The sequence below is a fragment of the Rhizobium sp. H4 genome (assembly GCF_003013335.1).
Classification (GTDB): Bacteria; Pseudomonadota; Alphaproteobacteria; order Rhizobiales; family Rhizobiaceae; genus Rhizobium; species Rhizobium sophoriradicis.
Window position 1 is genome coordinate 1 of sequence record NZ_PSOW01000023.1, and the last position, 22729, is coordinate 22729.

A 22729-nucleotide genomic window follows, 5' to 3' on the forward strand; every position below is an offset into this window, starting at 1 on the left:
CACATATAATTCTGTTCACGGTAACCTGCCTTGTGCGTGCGATTGGAGCCAAGCGACTATTCGGTCGTACGTGACGATGACGAAGATCCCAGGCTCATCCACGGTTGTAACCGGAGGGGGGACGGGCGACTTCGTCAAGCCTCTGGCCGGGTGGCCACCCGGCCAGAGGCTCAATCGCTTCCATCGCACGAAATTACTAACGTGCAGATACAAGGGGGGCCACCGGCACTGCCTACATTATTTTTGTTCTACTCCCTCACCCCTCCAACTCCACAATCGCACACCCATACCCCGCAAGCTCCAGCGTCCCCCGCACCGCCTTCTCCCCATCCAGCAGATCTCGCCCGGCCGGCACGCCGCCGACCACCACAGCCTGATCCGTATAATTCTGCACGAACAGCAGCCGGCGTTCCTCGTTCATCCGCATCGTCACCTCCACGCCCTCGGGCAATCCACCCACCAGCGGTACCACGCCGGCCTGGGGGAAGAGGCGTTCGGTGAGCGCGTCGGTCAATTCGGGCGTCAGATAGGTGCCGAGATAGACCACCTGGCCCTTGCCGACCTTGCGGGCGGTCGCCATCGGCTGGCCCTCGGCGTAGCGGTTGGACCAGGCGGCGATGACCTCGACATCGGGCTCGATGGTAAGATTTTCGTAGAAATGGCCGGCGGTCAGTTCGCGGTTGCCGAGCTTGAAGCGGCGCTGGCGGCGGTTGCTTTCGGCCGGTCTGTTCGGCGGGATGACCAGGCCGCCGGAGCGTTCCATCACGTCGAACAGGCCGTTTGCGCCAGGGGCGGCCAGGCGGCCGAAATCCTCGACGCGCACGCCGGTCAGCTTGGAGAGCGCGGTGCCCGGCGCGGTCTCGCGGATGACGTGGTTATCCTGCGTGCGGGTGCCGGTGCGGGCGCCGATGACGACGGTGCCGCCGGAGGCGGCGAAGGCTTCGAGCCTCGCCGTCCATTCGTCCTTCCACATCACCCAGTGGGGGACATAGAAGAGCTTCAGCCTGGAAAGATCGTCCTCGGGGTGGATGAAGCCGCAGGCGATGCCGCGGTCGTAGCAGTACTGGTGCATGAGGATCGCATCGTCCTGCGGGCTCGGCAGGCCGATCGGATAGGTCTTGTGGGCTTCCTGATTGTCGAAATCGGAGCCGGCGATGCCGACATCCATGCGCACATAGGTGCCGAGGATCTTGGGCTGCAGCGCTGTCATCTCGGTGGCGAAGCGCCTGGCCTCCTCATAGCGGTGGCGGCCGATATCGTCATGGTCGATGACGCCCATCCAGTAGATCTCGGCGCCGAAATGGGCCGGGCGCCAGCGGAAAAACATTAACCCGTCGGCACCATGAGCAACCGAGGAGAGCGCCATGCGGCGCAACTCGCCCGGCTCCGGTGTCAGCGTGCAGAAGCCCGGCTGGCTGCCGAAGCCCGATTGCTGCTCGGGCACGATGTAATTGCCGGAGAAGCCGCGGCAGATATCGAGATGCAGCGCCTGCACCTTGGCATGGTTGCCGAGCCGCATGAACTCGTCATAGAGCATCGGATAGATGTCGTAGCCGACGAAATCGAGATCCTTGCTGAACTGGCCGCGGAAATCGATATCCCGGAGGCCGCCGAGATTGTGGAAGACGAACCAGGAAGGCTTCACCGCGCGCAAAATCTCCACCTGGTCGTGCTGGAAGCGGGCCGTCGAGAAGGCGAGGAAGCGGTGGTAATCCTGCAGGTGACCGGGGCTCGGGAAGGTCGGGCCGAACTCGATCGGCAGCACCACCTGATCGAAGCTGTCATAGGCCGTCGCCCAGAAATCGCCGCCCCAGGCGCGGTTGAGTTCGGCGATCTCGCTGTATTTGTCGGCGAGGAACAGCTGGAATTCGCTGAGCGTCGCTCGGGAAAAGCTCTCAGGCATGCTGGTGTTGAGCTCATTGTCGGTCTGCCAGCCGACGACGAAGGGGTTGTCGCGGTAGTGCTCGGCCATCGCTTTGGTGATGCGCTTGCTGTGCTCGCGGAAGACGGGGCTTGCCGTGTCGCAATGCTGGCGCGAGCCGTGGCTCATCGGCCGGCCCTTGCCGTCCACCCTTAAAATTTCAGGGTGGGCAGCGGTCAGCCAGCGCGGCGGGGTGGCCGTCGGCGTGCACATGATCGTATCGATGCCGTGGCGGCCGAGGATCGCGATGGCGCGGTCGAAGAGATCGAAATTGTAGGTGCCGAGCTTCGGCTCGAGAATGTGCCAGGCGAATTCGGCCATGCGCACCACGTTGAAGCCGGCCTTGGCCATGCGCTCGGCATCGCGCTCCCAATAGCTTTCGTCGACATGCTCGGGATAATGCGGGACGCCGACGAGAAAGCGGTCTGTTTTGACGGTGTTCCATACGGAGAGGGTCTTGTCGGACACGGGGCTGGTCTTTCCTATTTGTCGAGAATGGTCTTGCGGGCGCTGATCGTGCGGCCGCCGTCGGCAGAGAAGAGATAGAGTTCGCGCGCATCGAGCTTCAGCGCCACCTTCTGGCCGGCGGCAAAGGGCGCGACGTAGCTGAGCTGGGCGGTGATGTTGCCGGTGCCGCTTTCCGACGCGATGGTTTGGAGATTGCCGGCATCGACATAGAGAATGGTCTCGCGGCCGAGATGCTCGACGAGGCGCACCTCGCCATGCACCGCGCCGCTCTCGCTGCCCTCGGCGACCACCGAGATCGCCTCCGGCCGCACGCCGAGCGTCAGGCCCGTGCCTTTGGCCAGTGTCGCGGGCTGCGACAGCTCCACCGTCAGCGGCGCAAGGCCGGGCGCGGAAACCGTGACATGGCGGCCGGAAACGGCATCGATGGTGACGCCGAGGAAATTCATGCGCGGCGCGCCGAGAAAGCCGGCGACGAAGAGATTGTCGGGGTTGCGGTAAAGCTCCAGCGGCGAGCCGACCTGCTCGATGATGCCCTGGTTGAGCACGACGATGCGGCTTGCCATGGTCATCGCCTCCACCTGGTCGTGGGTGACATAGACCATGGTGGCGCCGAGTTCGGCATGCAGGCTGCTGAGCTCGACGCGCATCTGGGTTCTGAGCGCCGCATCGAGGTTCGACAGCGGCTCGTCGAACAGGAAAACCTCGGGCGAGCGGGTGATCGCCCGGCCGATCGCCACGCGCTGCCGCTGGCCGCCTGATAATTGCTTCGGCCGCTTGTCGAGCTGGTCGCTGATCCGGAGGATCTTGGCGGCGCGGGCGACGGCCGCATCTATCTCGGCCTTCGGGCGCTTCGCCATGCGCAGGCCAAAGCCCATATTCTCGGCCACCGTCATATGCGGATAGAGCGCATAGGATTGGAAGACCATGGCGATGCCGCGGTCACCCGGCTCCTGCCGCGTCACATCGCGGCCGTTGATCACGATCTGGCCCGACGAGATCGTCTCCAGGCCGGCAATCGATTTCAACAACGTGGACTTGCCGCAGCCGGAGGGGCCGACCATGACGATGAACTCGCCTTGCGCGACCGTGAGATCGATGCCGCGCAGCGCATGATAGGCGCCGTAATTCTTGTTGATCTCTCGGAGTTCGAGACTGGTCATATCCTGGCCCTCTCTTGTTGAAACGGAAGACGCCGGCTCATCCCTTCACCGCGCCCATGGTGAGGCCGGCAATGAAGTGCCGCTGCATCAGGAAGAACATGATGACGGGCGGCACGGCGACGATGATCGTGCCCGCCGATACCAGGTTCCAGGCCGAGACCCATTCGCCGCGCAGATTGGCAAGGCCGGCGGTGACGGGCTTGACGCTGTCGCTGACGGTCAGCACCACGGCCCAGAAATAATCGTTCCAGACGAAGGTGAAGATCAGGATGGCAAGCGCCGCCAGCGCCGGCCGCACCAGCGGGATCACCACATGGATGAGCGTCTGGAAGGGCGAAGCGCCCTCGGCGCGGGCCGCCTGGAACAACTCATCCGGCAGGGCCGCAATGAAATTGCGCATGAAGAGCGTCGCAAACCCCGTCTGGAAGGCGACGTGGAAGATGATCAGCGCCACGGTGGTATCGATCAGGTCGAGCCGCACCATCAGGTCTCGCACCGGGATCATCATGATCTGGTGCGGCAGGAAATTGCCGCCGACGAAGAGCGCGAAGATCAGCATGTTGCCGGGAAAGCGGTAGCGCGACAGCACGAAGCCCGCGAGGGTCGAGAGCGTCAGCACGCCGATCACCGAGGGGATGGTGATGATCAGGCTGTTCAGGAAATAGCGCGCCATCGGCGTGTCGGTGAAGACCGCCCGGTAATTGTCGATGAGGCCGATCTCGGTCGGCCAGCCCCAGAGATTGCCGCCCATCACGTCCGCCGTCGAGCGGAAGGAGGTGAGGATGATCGCAAAGAGCGGGCAGAGCCAGAGGATCAGCACGAGGACGACGGCCGAGACATAAAAGCGGCGCTGCCAGGTCGCGCTTTCGGGAATGGGACGAGGATACATCAGCCTCCCCTCTCTTCGCTGCGGATGATGTGGGTGAGATACCAGGCGATGAAGACGGCCATGATCACGAAGAGCACCGAGGCGATCGCCGCGCCGTAGCCGAAGCGGTAGGAGAAGATCGACTGCTCGTACATCTGGTAGGCGAGCACCGAGGAGGACCCGAACGGCCCGCCCGATGTCATCACCGAGATCATGTCGAAGGAGCGAAGCGCCCCAACGACGGTGACGGCAATGGCGATGAAGGTGACCTGCGTCAGCTGCGGCAGCACGATGTGGCGCAGCATGTTCCAGCCCCTCGCCCCATCGACGCGCCCGGCGCCGATCAGCTCTTCGCTGAGATTATTGAGGCCGGCGAGATAAAGCACCATGCAGAAGGTGATCTGCGGCCAGAGTGCGGCGATGACGATCGCGAAGGTGACAAAATGCTCGTCCGACAGCACCGCCGGCGCCACCGCCCCGAAGGCCCTGAAGATCAGCGCCAGCAGCCCGAACTCCGGCGTATAGACCCAGGTGAAGACGACGCCGACGGTGACGGAAGCCAGCACCAGCGGAATGAAGAACAGCGACTTCAGGAAGCGCATGCCTGCAATCTTCTGGTTGACCAGGAGCGCAATGGCGAGCCCGATCGGCGGCGCGGCCATGAACATCACCAGCCAGATCAGATTGTTCTTCAGCGACACGTAGAATTGCGGATCGCTGTAGAGCTCGACGTAATTGCCGAGCCCGATCCACACCATCGGCCCGAACCCGTCCCATTCGTGAAAGCTGATCCAGACGCTCCGGACCGCTGAGAGCAGGATGACGGTGAAGAACAGCGCGATACCGGGCGCAATGAGCAAAGTCGGGGTAAGCCACCAACGCTGGCGGCGCCATAATGTCTGCATGTCGAGAACCTTGTTTAAGGATAAGAGCGAGCGGCCCTCGTGGGGCAGCCCCTCATCCGGCTGCCGCCACCTTCTCCCCGTAAACGGGGCGAAGGGAACAAGCCGCAACCTCTCGGTCCCCCGCTCACCTCTCGCAGGGCACGTCCCCTCTCCCCGTCAGAACGAGGAGAGGGTTAGGGTGAGGGGCAACATAACGCGCTTGCGGCTCAAATCTTATAAATCCGCTTCCGCGTCCCCTCGAGGCGCGTCAGGATCGCCTTGCGCCGGTCCGGCTTGGCCATGAACTCCTGGAAGCCGACGAGCCCGGCCTGGGCCATGTCGGGGTCGCTGTCGCGGTCGTAATATTGCGAGGCGCCCTGAACCGTCTTCATCGTCTCGACGGCGACGTTGACGAGCGGATCCTTGCTCGGCGGCAGGTCGTGGCGCGGCGGCACGTTGCCGCCCGGCTCGAGATAGGCGGCGAGGTTTTCCGGCTTGTAGAAATAGGCGAGGAAATCGCGCGCGCCCTGCTTGTTCTTGGCCTTGGCGGGAATATGGACAGAGTTGACCGAGAATTCCTCGAAATGGCCGACCTTGGGATCGAGAACCGGGAAGGTCGCGTAGGCGAGCTGCGGCAGGTCGGCTTCGGTGAAGGCCGAGCGCAGGAAGGCGCCGAGGTTCATCATGCCGGCCTTCTTCTGCGCCAGCAGCGCTGCGGCCTCCTGCCAGCCGAAGGAGGTGTGGTTGGGGGTGAAGAAGCCCTTTCCGATCATCGCCTCCCACTGGTCGAAGACCGGGGTCAGCGCCGGATCGAGATAGCTCATCTCGCCGTTCATCAGCGCCATGTGCTTATCGAGCCCGTTGATGCGCAGGTTCATCTGGTCGAACCAGCCGGCCGCCGGCCACAATTCCTTGGTGCCGATCGCGATCGGCGTAATGCCGGCCGCCTTGCACTTGTCGCCATAGGCCATGAAGTCCTCGGCGGTCTTCGGCACCGTCAAGCCGTATTGCTCGAACACATCCTTGCGGTAGAACATGCCCCAGAGCGTGCCGCCGGTGGGAAGGCCGTATTGCTTACCGTCCTCGGTGACGGCGCCGGCCGTCGCACCGAGCACGTCGTTGTATTTTTCCTTCTCGAACAGGTCGGAAATATCGTCGAACAGGCCGCGCTTGACGAAGGCGCGCATGCGGTTGCCGGAGAACCAGAAGCAGATATCGGGCGCGCCGGCGACGAGATAATTGCGGATCGCCGTCTTATGCGCCTCGTGGTCCATATTGTTGACGACCACGTTGACGCCGGCTTCCTTGCTGAAGCCCGCAGCGATCGACTTCAGCGCATCGAGCGCCGCACCGTTGTTTTCCGACGAGATGATCGTCACTTCCTGCGCCTGCGCGATCGCAGGCATCGGAAAGCTGCCGGTGACGGCCGCCGCGGAGACGAGGCCCGCCCCCTTGAGAAAGGTTCTGCGCGTGGCTGCAGGAAATTGCTTCGAATATGCCATTGAATTCCTCCCGGTGATCGATCAACACCGCCCGCTTCCAGCGGCCTCCTCCTTGAAGCCCGCTCGATCAGGCGCTCGACATGCCGACCCTCCACGATGCAACGCCCCTAACCCGTTTGGCTCGTTCTGTTGATCGGCGGGCAGACTTATGCATAAATTAACCCGACCCGCAATAATTAATTTACAAAATTAAGGAATGCCAAGTGAAGCTCAAAGGCGACCAGACCACGGCCAGAGCCATGAACCGACGCCTCATCCTCAACCTTCTCAGACGCGAAGGGCCGAGGAGCCGCGCCGATATTGCCACGGTGATCGGCCTCTCCCCGGCCGCCGTCACCTTCGTCGTCGCCGATCTGCTGGAGGAAGGCATCGTCGTAGAGGGACAGGCGGTGCCGGGGCCTGCCGGCCGCCGGCCGATCCCGGTCGAAATCAATTACCAGCATGCGCTCGCCGTCGGCTTCAAGCTGATGGTGGATTCGGTGGAATGCGTGGCGACCGACCTTGCCACCAACCCCGTTGCCGCCATGCGCGTCGGCCTTGCCGGCCATGATCCCGACGACGTCGCCGATCTCCTGGCGGGCACCGTGCCCGAGCTGGTCAAGCTCGCCGGCCGGCCAAAGGCCAAGCTCGCCGGCATCGGCATCTCCATGCCCGGCGTCATCAATCACGAGCAGACCGCCTGCGTGCGAAGCCACCGCTTCAAATGGGACAACGTTCCGCTGGCCTCGCTGGTCGCCGCCCGCGTCCACGTGCCGGTCTGGCTGGAGGACGATACCAACGCCTATGCCATCGCCCAGCAGCTCTTCGGCCTCGGCCGCCAGCACCGCAACATGGCGGTTCTCGCCGTCGGTGTCGGCATCAGCTGCGCGCTTGTCATCGACGGCAAGCTCTATCGCGGCGCCAATGGCGCGGCCGGCAAATTCGGCCACACACTGTTCGAGGAAGGCGGCCGGCTCTGCGAATGCGGCAAACGCGGCTGCCTGATGGCCTACCACTCGGAACTGTCGATGCTGCGCCGCTGGCGCGAGGCGACCGGCCGCGAGGACCTCGGCCTGGCCGAACTGCGCACCGCCCTCGCCTCCGGCGATGCCACCGCCACCGACCTCGTCGCCCATTCCGGCCGCAGCATCGGCACCGCCCTTGCCAACCTCGTCAACATCACCGACCCCGAAGTCATCGTCGCCGGCGGCGAAGCCGTCTCCCTCGGCGACCACTTCCTCACGCCCCTCCGCGAAGCCCTCACCGCCCGCACCTTCCGCACCGCCCCGCCGCTGCTGCCCGACTGGGAGGACAATTCCTGGGCCCGAGGCGCTGCGGCGCTGGTGACGCAGAAGATCTTCGACTTCGAGTCCTCCGGCGGGGTGACGGATATTGCGACGCTGGGTGTGAGAAGCTCGACGTCGGCGGCTTGAGGTGCGGGAGAACGGCGGATCGATCCATCGGACGGAGCGTGTTCGCACCCCCTCTGCCCTGCCGGGCATCACCCCCACAAGGGCAGAGATCGGCTGGGCGCGATGGCCGGCAGGTCAGAGGGGGGCTTGCACGGCACGACAGAGGATAAAATCCTCCCAACACCCGGAGCCACCCGCCGCAGCCAGAGATACACGCGCTTACAAAAATGGGGGGTTCCCGACACATCCCTGGTTCAATCATCGACTGAAATGCCGGTGCGGCCGAATGGGCCGAGAAACGTCAATTCAGGAAGGATGACAACATGAAAATGATCCAGGCTATCGCACTCTCCTTTGTGCTCGGCGCCGCGGCGACCGCGCATGCGGAACAGTCGGTGCAGCGCACCGATCTCATCAAGAACGATATCGACGTGCCCGGTCACGAGGTCGTTCAGGTGCGCGTCGATCTGGCTCCGGGCGTTCTCGCCCCCAATCACTCGCATCCCGGCGAGGAGGTCGCCTTCGTGCTTGAGGGAACACTGGAATACCAGCTCGAAGGCAGGCAACCGGTTACCCTCAAAGCCGGCCAATCCCTGTTCATTCCATCAGGCGTCGTCCATTCGGCGAAGAACGTCGGCAGCGGCAAGGCATCGGAGCTGGCAACCTACATCGTGCGCAAGGGCGAGGCACTGGTCGTGCCCGCCAAGTGAGGCCGTGTCGGGATCGGGGCGGGCGCAGGAAGCGCTCGCCGCGTGGACTTCCAGCCCGACCGCCCCTCACCCGACTTTAAGGATGATGCAGGAGCGGGCTGTCTATTGCTGCTGCTGCGACTGTCCCGGCGGCGGTGTGCCGATCTTTTCCAGAACCTTCTTGGCCAAAGCCGGATCGCTCTGCGCCGCCGTCAGGATAGAGGAATATTCCTCGACCGAGATATCGTTGGAGGCTTCGACGGTATCGACCATCTGCTTCTTGGCCTCTTCCTGCAGCTTTTGCTTTCCGGCCTCATCCTTCGTCGCGTCGATCTTGGCCGAATATTCCTGCCTGACCTTATCGACCTGCAGGTAGGCAACGGCAAAGGCCTCGAGTTTCTGATCGCTGACGGGGGCCGTCGCAGCCGTACCGCCGCTCTGGCCCTGCATTGGCGCCTGGCTCTGCGCGGCAGGCTGCTGTTGCGCTTGGGCCATTTCCACGGCGGAAGCCGGGCTAAACGCCAGCAGGCTGAAAACCGCAGCGGTCATCGTTGCGACAGGTGTGTAACGAGTGATCATATTCGTTCCTTTTTCACGTGCGTTTTTGACGGCAGCAAGACCGCCCGGTCGATCGCGCGGCCGCTGAAAAGGCCGGCGAGGTCGCGACGATGAAGCCTGAAATGGGCACGATGCGGCGGTAACGGGGCCATTTGCTGACGATTGAGCGGCGGCTTTGTGACCGGTGGAGGCCGGCGCACGCCCTACCGCGCAAACCTTCTCGCCCCCGCCACGCAGAGAATAACGGCGACCGTCACCCCAAGCATTGCCCAAGTCACCGGCTCGTGCAGCAGGGTGGCGGCGAGCGCCAGGCCGAAGAAGGGCTGGAGCAGCTGTAGCTGGCCGACGGCGGCGATGCCGCCCTGCGAAAGGCCGCGATACCAGAAGATGAAGCCGATCAGCATGGAAAACAGCGAGACATAGGCAAGGCCGAGAAGCGCCGGTGTTTCGATGCCGGCAAAACTCGCCGGTCGGTATAGAAACGCGACCGTCACCATCAGCGGCAGCGACAGCACCAGCGCCCAGGAAATCACCTGCCAGCCGCCAAGTGTGCGCGACAGCCTGCCGCCTTCGGCATAGCCGAGGCCGCAGACGAGGACGGCCGCCAGCATCAGGAAATCGCCGGCCAGCGAAGCGCTCAGGCCCTGCGTCAGGGCAAAGCCCGCCACCAGCGTACTGCCGAAAATGGAAAAGAGCCAGAAGGCCGGCCTTGGCCGTTCGCCGCCGCGGATGACACCGAAGGTCGCCGTGGCCAGCGGCAGGAGACCGATGAAGACGATGGAATGGGCCGAGGTGACATGCTGCAGCGCCAGCGCCGTCAGTAGCGGAAAGCCCACGACGACGCCGAGCGCGACGACGATAAGCGAGACGATGTCGCGCCCCGACGGCCGCTTTTCACGAAAGGCAATCAGCAGGCAGAGCGCCAACACCCCGGCGATCGCCGCGCGCGCGACGGTCAGGAACACGGGATCGAACTGCGCCACCGCGACACGCGTCGCCGGCAGCGAGCCACTGAAGATCACCACGCCGATCAAGCCGTTGATCCATCCCGCCGCCATGCGTTCCATTCTGCACTCTTCCTACCGGACCCTGCCGTTCAATCCCTGCTCGGCCTTGGACGGCGGGCATGAAAACAATGACTTGAGGCGGCCAATTGAACCAAATTCGAAGGCCGCGCGCTGCCGCCTTTATCGCTCAGCACGGATGGCCAGAACAGTGACAGTCTGATACGATTTAGACAAACTGTTATGGTGCGGAAAGCAATACAGATGAACGAAGAACTGGCAGGACGCACACGCGTGGAGATGGTGGTCGCCACGATCCGCCAACGCATTGCCGGACGGAGCCTGACGCCGGGCGCAAGGCTGCCTTCGGTTCGCGGCTTGGCGGCGACGTTGAAACTGTCGATATCGACCGTGGTCGATGCCTATGAGCGCCTGGTCGCCGAAGGCGCGATCCTGGCGAGACCGGGCTCCGGCTTCTATGTCGCCAATCAGGCAGTGCCCTTTGCGCTTGCCGAGGCCGGGCCGAAACTCGACCGTGCCGTCGATCCGTTCTGGATATCGCGGCAATCGCTGGAGGCCGGCGAGAGTGACCTGAAGCCCGGATGCGGCTGGCTGCCGCCTGCCTGGCTGCCCGGCGAAGCCATGCGCCGCGGGCTCAGAACGCTTTCCCGCGCCGACGCGCCGGCGCTCGCCGATTACGGCCAGCCGCTCGGCCTGCCGCCATTGCGCCAGCTGATTTCCCGGCGCATGGGCGAACGCGGCATCGAGGCCTCGCCGGATCAGATCATGCTGGCCGAATCCGGCACCCAGGCAATCGATCTGCTCTGCCGTTTCCTGCTGGAACCGGGCGACACGGTGCTGGTCGACGACCCCTGCTACTTCAACTTCCATGCGCTGCTGCGCGCCCATCGGGCGAAGATCGTCGGCGTGCCCTACACCCCGTCCGGCCCCGATATCGAGCTGTTTGCCCAGGTCGTCGCCCATGAGCGGCCGCGGCTCTACATCACCAATTCCGCCATCCACAACCCCACCGGCGCGGTTCTTTCCCCGGTCACCGCCCACCGGGTGCTGAAACTCGCCGATCAGTTCGATCTCACCATCATCGAGGACGATATCTTCGCCGATTTCGAATACACGCCGGCGCCTCGTCTGGCTGCTTTCGACGGGCTCGAGCGGGTCATCCACATCGGCAGCTTTTCGAAGACGCTGTCGGCCTCCGCCCGCTGCGGCTTCGTCACCGCAAAACCGGAATGGATCGACGGCTTGACCGACCTCAAGATTGCCACCTCCTTCGGCGGCGGCCGGCTAACGGCGGAACTGGTGCTGAACGTCCTCAGCGACGGCAGCTATCGCAAACACATGGAGACGCTGAGATACCGGCTTTCCCGGGCGATGGGCGAGGTCTCGGCCCGGCTGAAAGGCCTTGATATAACGCCCTGGCTGGAGCCGCCGGCCGGGATGTTCCTCTGGTGCCGGCTGCCCGACGGCATCGATGCGGCCGACGTGGCGCGGGCCGCGCTGGAAAGGAAGATCGTGCTTGCCCCCGGCAATGCTTTCAGCCTGTCGCAGTCGGCGACGAATTTCATGCGGTTCAATGTGTCGCAGATGTTGGATCCGCGGGTATTCGAGGTGCTGGAGGAGGTATTGGGGAGGCAGAGGATGTGAGAATGTATACGCTCGCCGTTGCCCTTCGCTCACGCTCCGGGCATTCGCTCCTATCGTCGCTCACCCCCTCATCTGCCGGCCGGCATCTTCTCCCCGCTGGGGAGAAGGGGTGTGCGGCAGCGTCTCGCCTTCCTCCAAAAGCGCGGTCGGGAAACACGGACGTGGCCGCGCGTTCCCCTCTTCTCCACATCGGGGAGAAGGCGGCCCACAGCTTCGGATGAGGCGGCTGCACGGCACGCCCTTCATCCTCATCTCGTTCAACGCCACCCCTCAAAACGACCGATTGACCGCCTTGTCGTTCTCCAGCCGCGTCACGCAGCCCTCCAGCTTGGCGAGCAGCAGGTCGAAGTCGAGCGGCTTGGTTAGATAGTCCGCCGCACCGGCCCGCAGGCCGGCAAGCGTGTTTTCACGGTCGGTCAGCGCCGTCAGCAGGATGAAGGGAATGTTGGAGAGCTCCGGGTGATTGATCTGGATTTCCGCCAGAAGCTGGTGCCCGTCCATAACAGGCATGGAAATATCGCTGATGACGATGTCGGGCCATTTCGACAGGAGCATTTCCAGTCCTTCAGCGCCGTTGGAGGCCTGGAGCGTCTTGTAGCCGGCTTCGTTCAACTCTTCGACGAGGAGATTCCGGATCTCGACTTCGTCTTCTATGCACAGGACTGTAACCATGAGCTCTTCCTTAAGCTGCGACTTGTTGATCCGACAATAGAACCTCTATTGGCAGACGAATGGTAAATGTTGTGCCCTTGCCAAGCTCGCTCATCACCTCGACGCTGCCGCCATGCAGTTCGACGACCTGCTTGACGACGTTGAGTCCGATGCCGGTCCCGGCAATGCCCGTGGCACTGCGGGCCCGGTAATAGGGTTGGAACAGTTTCGGCAGATCATCCGCATCGATGCCGATGCCACCGTCGGCAATGGCGATTTCCACCGTCTTTTCGTCAGCTTGAGCGCGAACATAAATGTCAGGCGCAGCGGGCGAATATTTGACGGCATTCGAAATCAGGTTGGTGAAAACCTGTTCCATCGCACTGCGATCGAAAGCCAAGACCTCAGGCGTCGGCTCGAGATCGAGATGGAAGACATGCGAGCGGCTGAGCTCGCGCTGTCTGTTAAGGCAGGCGACGAGCAGGGCTTTCAGATCGCCTTCGCTCCGCTTCAGAATGATCTGTCCGGTTTCCAGCCGGCCGCTGGCAAGAATACTCTCCATCAGATCGACCATGCGCACGACCGCGCTGCGGATCACCCCGGCTTTTTCGTGAACGTAATCGCCGCTGACATTGGTCGTCGAGCGGCAGAGCCGCTGGGCGGCGGCGTCGATGATTGCAAGCGGGGTTCGAAATTCGTGCGAGGCCATGGCGACGAACTGGCGCTGGAGCGCATTCACCTGGCGTTCGTGTGTCAGCAGGCGGTCCAGCTCCGCCCTTTGCCTTTCGATTTCGGCCGTCCGATCGGCCACCATCTCTTCCAGATGGTTGCGGTGGTGGGTGATCTCGGCCTGGCTGTCGAGCAGGGTCATCGACGTCCGGTGCAGGCCGCGTCCGAGCCAGAACACGGCGGCGATCAGCAGCGCCAGGCAGCCGAGCCCTGCCGGCGCGATCTGCTGAAGCAACATGAAGCCCGGCCGGATCGGCTGCCATACGAGATAACCGATCGTGCCCCCGTCGTGGGACGATACGGGCACATGCGCCCGCTCGTCCGGGCCTTGCGAAAGCGTAAAACGCAGGCCTTCGAGCCTGGCATAATGGGCGATGTCTTCGGCGACTTTTACGTCGATGAACTTGATCGAGACGGCGATGAATTCCTGGCCTGCCTGGATCTGCATCCGCGTCGAACTGGGCAGCATGGGGCGCGCGCTTGCGATCGCCGGCCTGTCGCCAATCATGATCGTGCGAACGCTGGCCAACTGGCCAAGCGGTTCGGCTCCAGGCTTCAAAGCCTCCTCGACGAGCGCGGCCCGCATCTCGCTGGCCAGTGCATCCACCTGCTCGCCGTCGTCGCTGCCAAGCCGCGGCGGCATCGCATCCACGCCATCGCGGAAGGCAAACATCAGCCGGTTGGTATCATCGAAAATATAGGTCCTGTCGTGCCCGAAATACCGGCTCGTCCATTTGCCAATATTCTCCAGCAGCCATTCATGGTTCCGCTGCTTGGCGTAAAGGAAAGCGTCGTCCCATTTGGTAACGCTTTCCTGCTCGCGCGGAAGCGCGTGGATTTGTTCTTCCAGCCCCTGGCCGACGAAATCCGCCTGCCGACGCAAGTAGAAATCATCGACTTTCACGGAGGCAAGCCAGGCAAAGCCGCAAAACAGCACCGCCGCCGCTGAGGTGAGCGCCACCAGGACGAGTGTTATGTGCGATGTGAGCCGGACCTTCAATTACCGCAACCTTTTGCTTTCGCTACTGGAGAAATTGACACGCAAAAGTTGACGGACGATGAATTGCTCCCCGGAGAGGGGTTGTAGCCCGCCCTGGACCAGAAGATCGTAAGAAGCAGCGCCGAGCGCGTGCTTCGAGGCATCAGCGCTGCGGGCTGCGCACCTCAGCATGAGGGAAGGTTGGAGATTGCCGCTCGCCGTGCCCACGAGAGCCTCATCCTGAAGGTGCCCCGGAGGGGCCTCGAAGGACAAGGCGAGTTGAAGGAAATTCGACCAATCTCTTCAGCACATGCATGAATTTAGCTACAGATCAGTACCGCCAGTCGCCGTGAAAGGAGAAAATATGGACGCAGTCACCTCGCCCGATACATCTGGCATCAGGATCGAGCCAATCGCCGCCGCCCATATCGACAGCTTTCACCGCGCCCTCGACACCGTCGCACGCGAGAAAAGGTTTTTGAGCATGTTCGAGGCGCCGCCGCTGCCGCAAACGCGTGATTTCGTCATGGACATGATCGCGAAGGGCAATCCGCAATTCGTCGCCGCCATCGGAGACGAGGTGGTCGGCTGGTGTGACATCCGCCGGCATGCCTACCCCTCGCACGCTCATCGCGGCAGCCTCGGATTGGGCATTCTTCCCACCTATCGCGGCAAGGGTCTCGGTCGGCGGCTCATCGAGACGACGCTGAAGGGAGCGCAGGAAGCCGGACTCTTGCGGGTCGAGCTCGATGTCCATGAAGACAATAGCCGCGCCATTGCTCTTTATGAGAAAGTGGGCTTCACACGCGAAGGCATAGCCCGGCGCGCCGTGCGCATCGACGACCGGTTCATCGATGCGATCAGCATGGCTCTGTTATTCGACGAGGGCAGCGCATGAGCGACATGTCGAGAATGGAATTCGAGCAGGCAGTGGGCGAAGAATTCGGCAGCGCGGTCTGCCCGCCGGTGCCGTTCGAGGATGCCTCGGCGCATGAGTGTTACGAGGTGATCCTCGATGTTCTCGGGGATCGGGTGACGCCGGAGATGCTGTCCGCAATTCCGGACGATCGGATAACCACCTTGGCGGCGCGGTTCGGCAGCTATTTCGAAGTCGATCCCCCGTCCGAGGAACAGGTCAGGTCCGCCATCCGGGGGATCTTGTACAGGTGGCCGGCCGGCTCGCTCTGATGCCGCAGCCTCACCCCGGCCGGCGCACCGCGCGGATCTTGCCGCTGCCGCCGCCGCCACAGAAAAAGCAGTCGCGCCCGTCGGATTCGAGGCCGGAGACGCCGGCTCCTTCCGGCATCTCCAGCCGCTCCAGCACCTCTCCGGTCTCGGGATCGATGCGCCTGACGTCGCTGTCTTCGCCTTCCCAGGTGCCGTGCCAGAGCTGGCCGTCGACCCAGGTGACGCCAGTCACGACGCGGTTGGATTCGATGGTGCGCAGGATTTTGCCGGTATCGGGATCGATCTGGTGTATCCTGCGGCCGCGATGCTGGCCGACCCAGAGCGTGCCCTCGGCCCAGGCAAGGCCGGAATCGCCGCCATTGCCGGGCGCCGGTATGGTGGTGAGGATCTGGCCGGTCTTCGGGTCGATCTTGTGGATGACATCCTCGGCGATTTGATAGAGGAATTCGCCATCGAAGGCCGTTCCGGCATGGGAGGCGACCTCGATCGAACGCACCACCTCGCCACTGTCAGGATCGAGCGCGTTCAGCCTGTCGCCAGAGGCGAACCAGACGTGCCGGCCGTCGAAGGTGACGCCGTTGACGCGGTCAGCGCCGGGAAAAGGCCCATATTCACGCAGGATCGTTGCAGCCGATTTCTTCATCTCTTCCTCCTGATGGATTTGCCCCATCTTAGTCGCTCGGCAGCGGCCCGGGGAGTAACAAGATCGTCGGGAAAGTTGCAAGCGGCGGGCTCAGCCAGCGGCGCGCCCGGCCGCGCCCGAGCGATTGCGCCTTGCCCTCCCCGGCCAGCACGTCCAGAGCCCGCTGCACGGTGCGGGAGCTCGCGCCGAGCGCAATCGACAGCGCCGAAGTCGACCAGGCCTCACCATCGGCCAGAAAGGCGAGCACCGCCGCATGCGGTCCTTCGACGAGCGGCGCAAGCACGGCGATCTCGCCACCGCCGCGCGGCGAGAGGCGAAAGCCGCGTTTCGTCGCCGAAATCTCCGCAAGACTTTGCAGGGCGCCACGCAGCCGGCCGATCTCGACGCGCAGCCGGGCGCGATGCGATTCATCGGCATGTTTGCCGCGGAAGGCGCGTGCGATGAGCGCGCCGCGCGCGACATCGCCCGGCCAAGCCTCGGCAAGCGCGCGGGCAAGGGCGAAAAGCACCGGCCGCGTCGCCAGCGACACGACGGTATCGCCGTTGCGCACGACATGGCGGCAGGCATCGACGACCAGCGTCTCCCCGGAAAACAGCGCCTCCACCTCTTGAAGCAGCAGCGGGCGCTCGCCGCCATGGGAAATCAGCCGCGCAGCCGGCATGTCGAGCACACGGGCGGCGGCTTCGACCTCCGCCGTCAGCGCCGGGATATCGGCTTCGCGCGCCGAAATCCTTGCCCGCTCGAGCGCCGCGCGCGCCGCCTCGGTCCGGAGTCGGCGCACGGCGATGCCTGATGCCACCAGCTCATGGGCGGTCCGCAAGGCCGGCGGCAGCGGCGTCGGGTCGAGCGCGCCAAGCGCCTGCTCTGCCTCGTCGAGCCGACCGATCAGCACCAGCCGGCGAATAGCGATATTGCCGGCATGGGCGGCGTTGACCCGGTCGCCGCGGGCCTGAAGCGTTGCCTGCGCCACCTCCAGCGCCTTGACCGGCCGGGTAAGGTCGCGAGAGGCGAGTGCGATCTCGGCCTCGGCGACGACGCAGCGGGCGCGGGCAACCGCCTCGCGCGGGCCGAAGGCGCGCGCCGCACTCTTCAACAGCGCCTTGGCGCGGACGAGGTCGCCGAGCTGCGCCATGGCAATGCCGCGCAGCGCCAGCGCCGGCGCATCGTCGCGCAGCGCCACCCGCTTCAGGGCGCCGAGAGCGTCCCCGGATGCCAGTGCCCGCGCGGCGGCGGTGATCAGCGAGTCCATTCAAATCCCGTCATACTTGTCACTCCCGCCATTTGCCTGACCGGCGGTAATCTTCTCGCAAGCGGCCGGCAAAGCCGCCGGATGCTACGACAATTGGCAAGCAAAGGAGAAGACCCCATGACCGGTGAACTGAACGCAACGCGCGAGCGCTGGCTGGCGGCGAGACTAGATCTGCTCGAAGAGGAGAAGGAACTGACGCGGCGTAGCGACGCGCTGGCCCTCAAGCGCCAGCAATTGCCGCGGGTAAGGATCGACAAGCAATATCGCTTCGACACGGAAAGCGGCGATGCCTCGCTTCAGGACCTCTTCGGCGGACGCTCGCAGCTGCTCGTCTATCACTTCATGTTCGGCCCGGATTACAGCGCCGGATGCCCCTCCTGCTCCTCGATCGCCGACGGCTTCAACGGCTTCTTCGTCCATCTCGAAAATCACGACGTCGCCTTCTGGGCGGTCTCGCGCGCACCGCTTGCAAAGCTTCAGGCCTTCAAGCGGCGCATGGACTGGAGTTTTCCCTGGGCCTCCTCCGCCAGCAGCGATTTCAACGGCGATTTCAGCGTCTGGTTCAGCGCCGAAGAGCAGCGCTCGGGCGGCATCGAATACAACTACCGCCGCGAGCCGCCCGCCCCCGAACCCGCGCCCGGCGCCGCCGTCCAGGAATGGCAGCTGCGCGGCAGCGAAGCACCGATCGTCCAGATCGCGTCGATGACCGGCACCGACGTCGCCACCTACACCCGCGACCGCCCCGGCGTCAGCGCTTTCGAGCTGATCGACGGCGCCGTCTACCACAGTTATTCCAGCTATGCGCGCGGGCTGGACGGGCTCTGGGGCGTATACCAATGGCTCGACCGCGCGCCGAAGGGCCGCAACGAAACCGGCATCTGGTGGCGCCACCACGACCGCTACGGCAAGGAGTGACGCCGATGCCGCTCGCCGCCGATTACCTCTCGCTCGCCGCCGCCCCGACCTTCGCGATCATGGCCCTGCTGACGGCCGCAACCGGCAGTCACGACATGATCTGCATGACGACGCCGGATGCCTTCCCGATCGGCGGAATGGCGCCGATGTACCTGCTGATGAGCGGCTTTCATCTGGCTCCTTGGCTGAGGCTTGCTGGCGGGCGGGGTGTGGGCCGGCAGTGATTTCTTCCGCCAACTCGGCTTGAGTGCCGCGCACCGTACAGAAATCCAGCACACCACGCAGCCGCCTACCAAATCCGATGCCGGCTGCCCAGAGCCAGCCGCCGGCGGGGCGGCGTTCTCGCCGCGGCACCGAATGCCAGCACGGCAACCGCGGCAAGGCCGAGGAGCAGCGGCGCCGAATATCGGTGCGGCGATCGGAGCCCGCCGTCGATGTGAGCCGCGTCCGTGGAGGGCCGGTAGAGATTGCCGTCGCTTTCGACGGCGCGCGGCGCCCGCTTGAAATAGCCGGCCATCAGCCGGGCGAGCGTTCTGGCGGCGAGATTAGGCGCCAGCAGATGGGCGAGTCTCGTCGCATTGGTGACCACGCCAACCGTTGTGGTGGCGCGCGGCGATCTGGCGACGCTGACGATCGCCTCGGCCACACGGCGCGCATCGAGGACCGGCGGCGGCGCGGAAACCTGCCGCCCGACGAAATTCGCTCCGTGCCGAAGGCCCGGGGTATCGGCAAAGGCAGGATAGACGTCGCAGATGTGGATGCGGGGCTTGTCGGCGAGCTCCGCCCTCAGCGCCTCGGAGAAGCCGCGAAGGCCGAACTTGCTGGCGCTGTAGGCGGTCGCAAACGGCGCCGCCGCAAAGCCGCCGAGCGAGATCATGTTGATGAAGACGCCCCTGCCCTGCTCCAGGAAGATCGGCACGGCCGCATGGGCATCATTGATGTGGCCGATCAGATTGGTGCGGATAACCTGCTCATGAGCCTCGATCGGAGTTTCCTCGAACCGGCCGACCGCGCCGACGCCGACATTGCTGACCCAGACATCGATTCCGCCGAGGTCCTTCGCCTTGTCGGCAAGCGCCTTGACGGCGGTAGGCTCGGTCACGTCGGTCACGACGGAGATCGCCTCCGCCCCGAGCCCTCTGCACGTCTCAGCAACCTTTTCCAGCGCCTCGCCGTTGCGCGCCGCCAGCACCAGCCTGCTGCCGCGCCGGGCGAAAGCCTCGGCAGCGGCCTGGCCAATGCCGCTCGATGCTCCCGTGATAACCACGACTGCATTTTCGAGGTTGATAGACATCGTTGATCCCTTCTGTCCGACTTGGGAATGCACCCGCCTACACGGGCACAGGGACCGAACACATCCGCGCAACCGGAGTTCCCGGTTCTATCGGCGCGACGTTCGTGCGGCCGTGCGGGCGGCGTCCACCTCCCGCACGGCCAGCCGGCTCGCCGGTCGCTATCCCTCCGACAACACCCGGCGGATCGCTTCCCAGCTTTCCGCGTCCGGCGCCAGCAGGAGCCGCCCGACGGACATGGCCGGCCGGTAGGCTTCGCCGGTGAGGAGTGCGCCGTAGCCGCCGGCCTCCCGGTGAATGAGGACGCCGGCGGCGTGGTCCCACGGTTTGAGTTCGGCATTGAGCGAGAAGCTCATCGCGCCTGTCGCCACCATCCGGTATTCATGCGCCGAGCAGCGCCATGTGGTGGTGCGGCAAAGCGCAGCAGGCGCTGCGCATAGACCGGCTGATCCTCGGCGGGGAACATCTGCAGCGGCACGAAGCCATGCATCTCGCCGAGCGGCGATGGCAGCGCGACGGAAAGCCGGGTCTCTATGCCGTTGCGGGCGATGTGCCATGCGCCCTCGCCCTGCCGGGCGGCAAGAAAATCGCCCGTGACGGGATAGTGGATCAGCCCGGCCACCGTTTGCCCGCCGGAGACGATCGCGACGATCATGCCGAAGAGCGGCACGCCATGAGCGAAATTCCAGGTGCCGTCGACGGGATCGATGATGACGGCGAGATCGGCATCGGCGAGCCGCGAAAGGATTGAAGGGTCGGCCGACACCGCCTCTTCGCCGACGAGCAGCGCCTTGGGAAAGCGCGCCGAAAACGCCTCGGTGAGCCGCCGCTCGGCGCCGATATCCGCATCGGTCACCAGATCGTCCGGGGCCGTCTTGGTACGGATGCCCTCGGCGGTGACGCCGAGGAAGCGGGGCAAGATTTCCGCCTCCGCCGCCTCACGCATATTCTGCATCAGCGCAGCGAAAAGGCTGTCGGAAATTCCGCTGAAGCCTCGTGCCGGCTCGGCGGCCTTGACTGCTCTCATCATGCCCGGCGCGCCTCGATGTAGGCCTTCAGCGCTGCCGGCTGGTCGGTCTGGATGACGCTGATGCCCGATGCCATCATCCGGCCCCAGACCGCATCGGGATCGGCAAGGGCTGCGCTGTCGGTCAGGCCGCAGCAGGAGACCGGATCGAGCGTATTGACCCAGAGCGAGATGCCGGCCTCGCGCAGGCGCGGATGCTGGCCGGCGAGCGTTTCCAGCCGGTCGAACTTGGCTTCGCACATGAAGGGCTTGATCGAGAGGATGGTTTCTGCCGTCCGCTCGGCGGTTCCCTCCTTGAAGAAGGCCTGGCCCATGAAAGGGATGCCGTTGATCCCGCTCCGTCCGGAAAGCCAGGCGAGCGCTTCCGGCGTGCCGGCCGGCGCTTTGAGGTCGACCTGGTCGGCCATGCCCATTTCCTTGACCTTGGCTGCCACGACTTCCATCATTTCGAGATGCTTTATGTCGAGATCGACGAAGATGCGGCCGCGCACGGTTTCGAGCACCTGTTCGAGCGTCGGAACGGTTTCGGTCGTGAAGGGCTGGCCGGGGCCGCCATCGGCCATGCGCAGCCTGAGGCTGGTGATTTCGGCAATCGTCATTTCCTCGGGAATGCGGTCGACGCCCGCCATGCGCATCAGCGTATCGTCATGCAGGATGAACAGCACGCCGTCGGCGCTCTGGCGGATATCCAGTTCGACGATGTCGTAGCCGCCGGCAATGGCGGCCTCGATCGCCGCCAGGCTGTTTTCGGGCGCATGGAGCCAGGCGCCGCGATGGGCGACGATGGCGCAGGGACGCGACGGATCGGCAATATGATTGATATATTTCATGGGGCTTCCTTTAATGGGCGGCGAATGCGCCGGGTATGGCCCTGCCGCTCTCCGCATCGAAGAGATGCAGGCGGGAGGCAGGGAAAGTGAGAGAGAGCTCGCCGCGGTCCAGAACCTCCGCGCCGAAAGGAGTCGCAATCCGGACGACCGAGCCGCCGAGCTCGGCCGCCAGGATCGCGTGCGAGCCGAGATCCTCGCGAAAACGCAGTGCGGCGGTGACGGCGCGGCCGTCCTTGCTGTCGAGAAGAATATCCTCCGGCCGGATGCCGAGCTGGTAGCTGCCGGTCAGCGGCGCTTGCGCCGCAACCTGCCCGTCGGCGAGCCTCAGCACCGTGCCGTCGCCGGTGACCGGCAGGATGTTCATCGGCGGTGCGCCGATGAATTTCGCCACGAAGACCGAGGCCGGATGGTGATAGATCGCCTTCGGCGTGTCGAACTGCTCGATGCGCCCCTTGTTCAGGATCAGGATGCGGTCGGCGAGCGTCATCGCCTCCACCTGATCGTGGGTGACGAAGACGGTGGTGGCACCGATGCGCCGGTGCAGCTCAGCGAGTTCGACGCGCATGTCGTGACGCAGCTGCGCATCGAGGTTGGACAGCGGCTCGTCGAAGAGCAGCACGCCGGGTTCGCGCACGATGGCCCGGCCAATCGCCACGCGCTGGCGCTGGCCGCCCGACAATTGCGCCGGCTTGCGGGCGAGATAGTCGGAAAGCCCGAGCATCTTCGCCACCGCCCCGACCCGGTCGATGCGCTCGGCCTTCGCCATGCCCGAGATCTTCAGGCTGTAGGCGATGTTGTCGAACACGCTCATATGCGGATAGAGGGCGTAGTTCTGGAACACCATGGCGCAGCCGCGGTGCTTCGGTTCCAGATCCTGCACCTCGCGCCCGCCGATCGCGATCTGCCCGGCGCTTACCCGCTCCAGCCCCGCGATCATCTGCAGGAGCGTGGACTTGCCGCAGCCGGACGGGCCGAGAACGACGGTGAATTCGCCGGCCCTGAGTTCAACGTCGAGCGGCGGGATGACGACGGTCTGGGCGTCATAGGCCTTGGTGACGCCTGTCAGCTTGATGTTGGCGGCGGCGGCGCGGATCGCCATGTCGATCGCGTTCATGG

At 64.4% G+C, this 22729-nt stretch carries 20 protein-coding genes and 2 pseudogenes; 7 read left to right on the forward strand and 15 right to left on the reverse strand.

Translation table 11 applies throughout. The features are described 5' to 3' along the window. Nucleotides 1-256 precede the first annotated feature (256 nt). From C4N04_RS27815 to C4N04_RS27835, 5 genes are all read right to left on the reverse strand, one after another. A complete protein-coding gene (locus C4N04_RS27815; protein ID WP_106797515.1) occupies nucleotides 257-2389 on the reverse strand; it encodes a beta-galactosidase in 2133 nt (710 codons plus the stop codon). A gap of 14 nt (nucleotides 2390-2403) precedes the next feature. Further along, complete coding sequence (ugpC, locus tag C4N04_RS27820; RefSeq protein WP_106797516.1) at nucleotides 2404-3549, reverse strand: sn-glycerol-3-phosphate ABC transporter ATP-binding protein UgpC; 1146 nt, start codon at nucleotides 3547-3549, stop codon at nucleotides 2404-2406. A gap of 37 nt (nucleotides 3550-3586) precedes the next feature. Further along, a complete protein-coding gene (locus tag C4N04_RS27825) occupies nucleotides 3587-4438 on the reverse strand; it encodes a carbohydrate ABC transporter permease (protein WP_106797517.1) in 852 nt (283 codons plus the stop codon). Next, nucleotides 4438-5322 (reverse strand): sugar ABC transporter permease, encoded by an 885-nt coding sequence (locus tag C4N04_RS27830; RefSeq protein ID WP_097667520.1) that lies wholly within the window; start codon nucleotides 5320-5322, stop codon nucleotides 4438-4440. The genes C4N04_RS27825 and C4N04_RS27830 overlap by 1 nt, the downstream gene beginning before the upstream one ends. Nucleotides 5323-5528: 206 nt before the next feature. Beyond that, entirely contained in the window at nucleotides 5529-6803 is a 1275-nt protein-coding gene (locus C4N04_RS27835; RefSeq protein WP_077992849.1) for an ABC transporter substrate-binding protein, read from the reverse strand. A gap of 203 nt (nucleotides 6804-7006) precedes the next feature. Between C4N04_RS27835 and C4N04_RS27840 the strand changes: the two genes are divergently transcribed. Next, the gene (locus C4N04_RS27840) at nucleotides 7007-8215 is read left to right on the forward strand and encodes an ROK family protein (RefSeq protein ID WP_077992851.1); all 1209 of its coding nucleotides are present in this window, start codon (nucleotides 7007-7009) and stop codon (nucleotides 8213-8215) included. A gap of 302 nt (nucleotides 8216-8517) precedes the next feature. Continuing rightward, a complete protein-coding gene (locus C4N04_RS27845) occupies nucleotides 8518-8904 on the forward strand; it encodes a cupin domain-containing protein (protein ID WP_106797518.1) in 387 nt (128 codons plus the stop codon). A 102-nt stretch (nucleotides 8905-9006) separates the two neighbouring features. On the opposite strand, the gene C4N04_RS27850 is transcribed toward C4N04_RS27845, so the two are convergent. Next, on the reverse strand, nucleotides 9007-9462 hold the full coding sequence (locus C4N04_RS27850; protein WP_009993066.1) for a DUF4168 domain-containing protein: 456 nt from the start codon (nucleotides 9460-9462) through the stop codon (nucleotides 9007-9009). A 182-nt stretch (nucleotides 9463-9644) separates the two neighbouring features. Next, entirely contained in the window at nucleotides 9645-10508 is an 864-nt protein-coding gene (locus C4N04_RS27855) for a DMT family transporter (RefSeq protein WP_077992853.1), read from the reverse strand. A 180-nt stretch (nucleotides 10509-10688) separates the two neighbouring features. Here C4N04_RS27855 and C4N04_RS27860 point away from each other — a divergent pair, with 180 nt between their 5' ends. Next, nucleotides 10689-12110 carry a PLP-dependent aminotransferase family protein gene (locus C4N04_RS27860; protein WP_106797519.1) on the forward strand — a complete coding sequence of 474 codons (1422 nt, stop codon included), beginning with the start codon at nucleotides 10689-10691 and terminating at the stop codon, nucleotides 12108-12110. 270 nt (nucleotides 12111-12380) lie between these two features. Here the strand turns inward: C4N04_RS27860 and C4N04_RS27865 are convergent, their stop codons facing one another. Together C4N04_RS27865 and C4N04_RS27870 are read right to left on the reverse strand one after the other, a co-directional pair. Next, nucleotides 12381-12782: a response regulator gene (locus C4N04_RS27865; RefSeq protein WP_106797520.1), complete on the reverse strand. Its 402-nt coding sequence runs from the start codon at nucleotides 12780-12782 to the stop codon at nucleotides 12381-12383. A 10-nt stretch (nucleotides 12783-12792) separates the two neighbouring features. Continuing rightward, nucleotides 12793-14490, reverse strand: coding sequence for an ATP-binding protein (locus C4N04_RS27870; RefSeq protein ID WP_106797521.1), 1698 nt, complete (start codon nucleotides 14488-14490; stop codon nucleotides 12793-12795). A gap of 343 nt (nucleotides 14491-14833) precedes the next feature. Here C4N04_RS27870 and C4N04_RS27880 point away from each other — a divergent pair, with 343 nt between their 5' ends. After that, nucleotides 14834-15367 carry a GNAT family protein gene (locus C4N04_RS27880; RefSeq protein WP_106797523.1) on the forward strand — a complete coding sequence of 178 codons (534 nt, stop codon included), beginning with the start codon at nucleotides 14834-14836 and terminating at the stop codon, nucleotides 15365-15367. Continuing rightward, on the forward strand, nucleotides 15364-15657 hold the full coding sequence (locus C4N04_RS27885) for a hypothetical protein (protein ID WP_106797524.1): 294 nt from the start codon (nucleotides 15364-15366) through the stop codon (nucleotides 15655-15657). Before C4N04_RS27880 ends, C4N04_RS27885 begins: the two co-directional genes overlap by 4 nt. Before the next feature lie 10 nt (nucleotides 15658-15667). Here C4N04_RS27885 and C4N04_RS27890 read toward each other — a convergent pair whose 3' ends face one another. Next, nucleotides 15668-16300 (reverse strand): PQQ-binding-like beta-propeller repeat protein, encoded by a 633-nt coding sequence (locus C4N04_RS27890; protein WP_038692628.1) that lies wholly within the window; start codon nucleotides 16298-16300, stop codon nucleotides 15668-15670. Between the two features lie 28 nt (nucleotides 16301-16328). Then, on the reverse strand, nucleotides 16329-17549 hold the full coding sequence (locus C4N04_RS27895; RefSeq protein ID WP_106797525.1) for a helix-turn-helix domain-containing protein: 1221 nt from the start codon (nucleotides 17547-17549) through the stop codon (nucleotides 16329-16331). Between the two features lie 117 nt (nucleotides 17550-17666). Between C4N04_RS27895 and C4N04_RS27900 the strand changes: the two genes are divergently transcribed. Further along, complete coding sequence (locus tag C4N04_RS27900) at nucleotides 17667-18464, forward strand: DUF899 family protein (protein ID WP_009994583.1); 798 nt, start codon at nucleotides 17667-17669, stop codon at nucleotides 18462-18464. Between the two features lie 17 nt (nucleotides 18465-18481). Further along, a pseudogene (locus tag C4N04_RS27905) lies at nucleotides 18482-18688 on the forward strand (hypothetical protein); the annotation flags it as partial. Between the two features lie 65 nt (nucleotides 18689-18753). On the opposite strand, the gene C4N04_RS27910 reads toward C4N04_RS27905, so the two are convergent. The 4 genes and pseudogenes from C4N04_RS27910 to ugpC (C4N04_RS27925) all read right to left on the reverse strand — a co-directional run bounded on the left by C4N04_RS27910 (nucleotide 18754) and on the right by ugpC (C4N04_RS27925) (nucleotide 22727). After that, nucleotides 18754-19758: an SDR family oxidoreductase gene (locus C4N04_RS27910; protein ID WP_106797526.1), complete on the reverse strand. Its 1005-nt coding sequence runs from the start codon at nucleotides 19756-19758 to the stop codon at nucleotides 18754-18756. Between the two features lie 159 nt (nucleotides 19759-19917). After that, a pseudogene (locus C4N04_RS27915) lies at nucleotides 19918-20783 on the reverse strand (inositol monophosphatase). Further along, nucleotides 20783-21613 (reverse strand): glycerophosphodiester phosphodiesterase family protein, encoded by an 831-nt coding sequence (locus C4N04_RS27920; RefSeq protein ID WP_106797527.1) that lies wholly within the window; start codon nucleotides 21611-21613, stop codon nucleotides 20783-20785. Before C4N04_RS27920 ends, C4N04_RS27915 begins: the two are co-directional and overlap by 1 nt. A 10-nt stretch (nucleotides 21614-21623) precedes the next feature. Further along, nucleotides 21624-22727, reverse strand: coding sequence for a sn-glycerol-3-phosphate ABC transporter ATP-binding protein UgpC (ugpC, locus tag C4N04_RS27925; protein WP_106797528.1), 1104 nt, complete (start codon nucleotides 22725-22727; stop codon nucleotides 21624-21626). Between the last annotated feature and the right edge of the window lie 2 nt (nucleotides 22728-22729).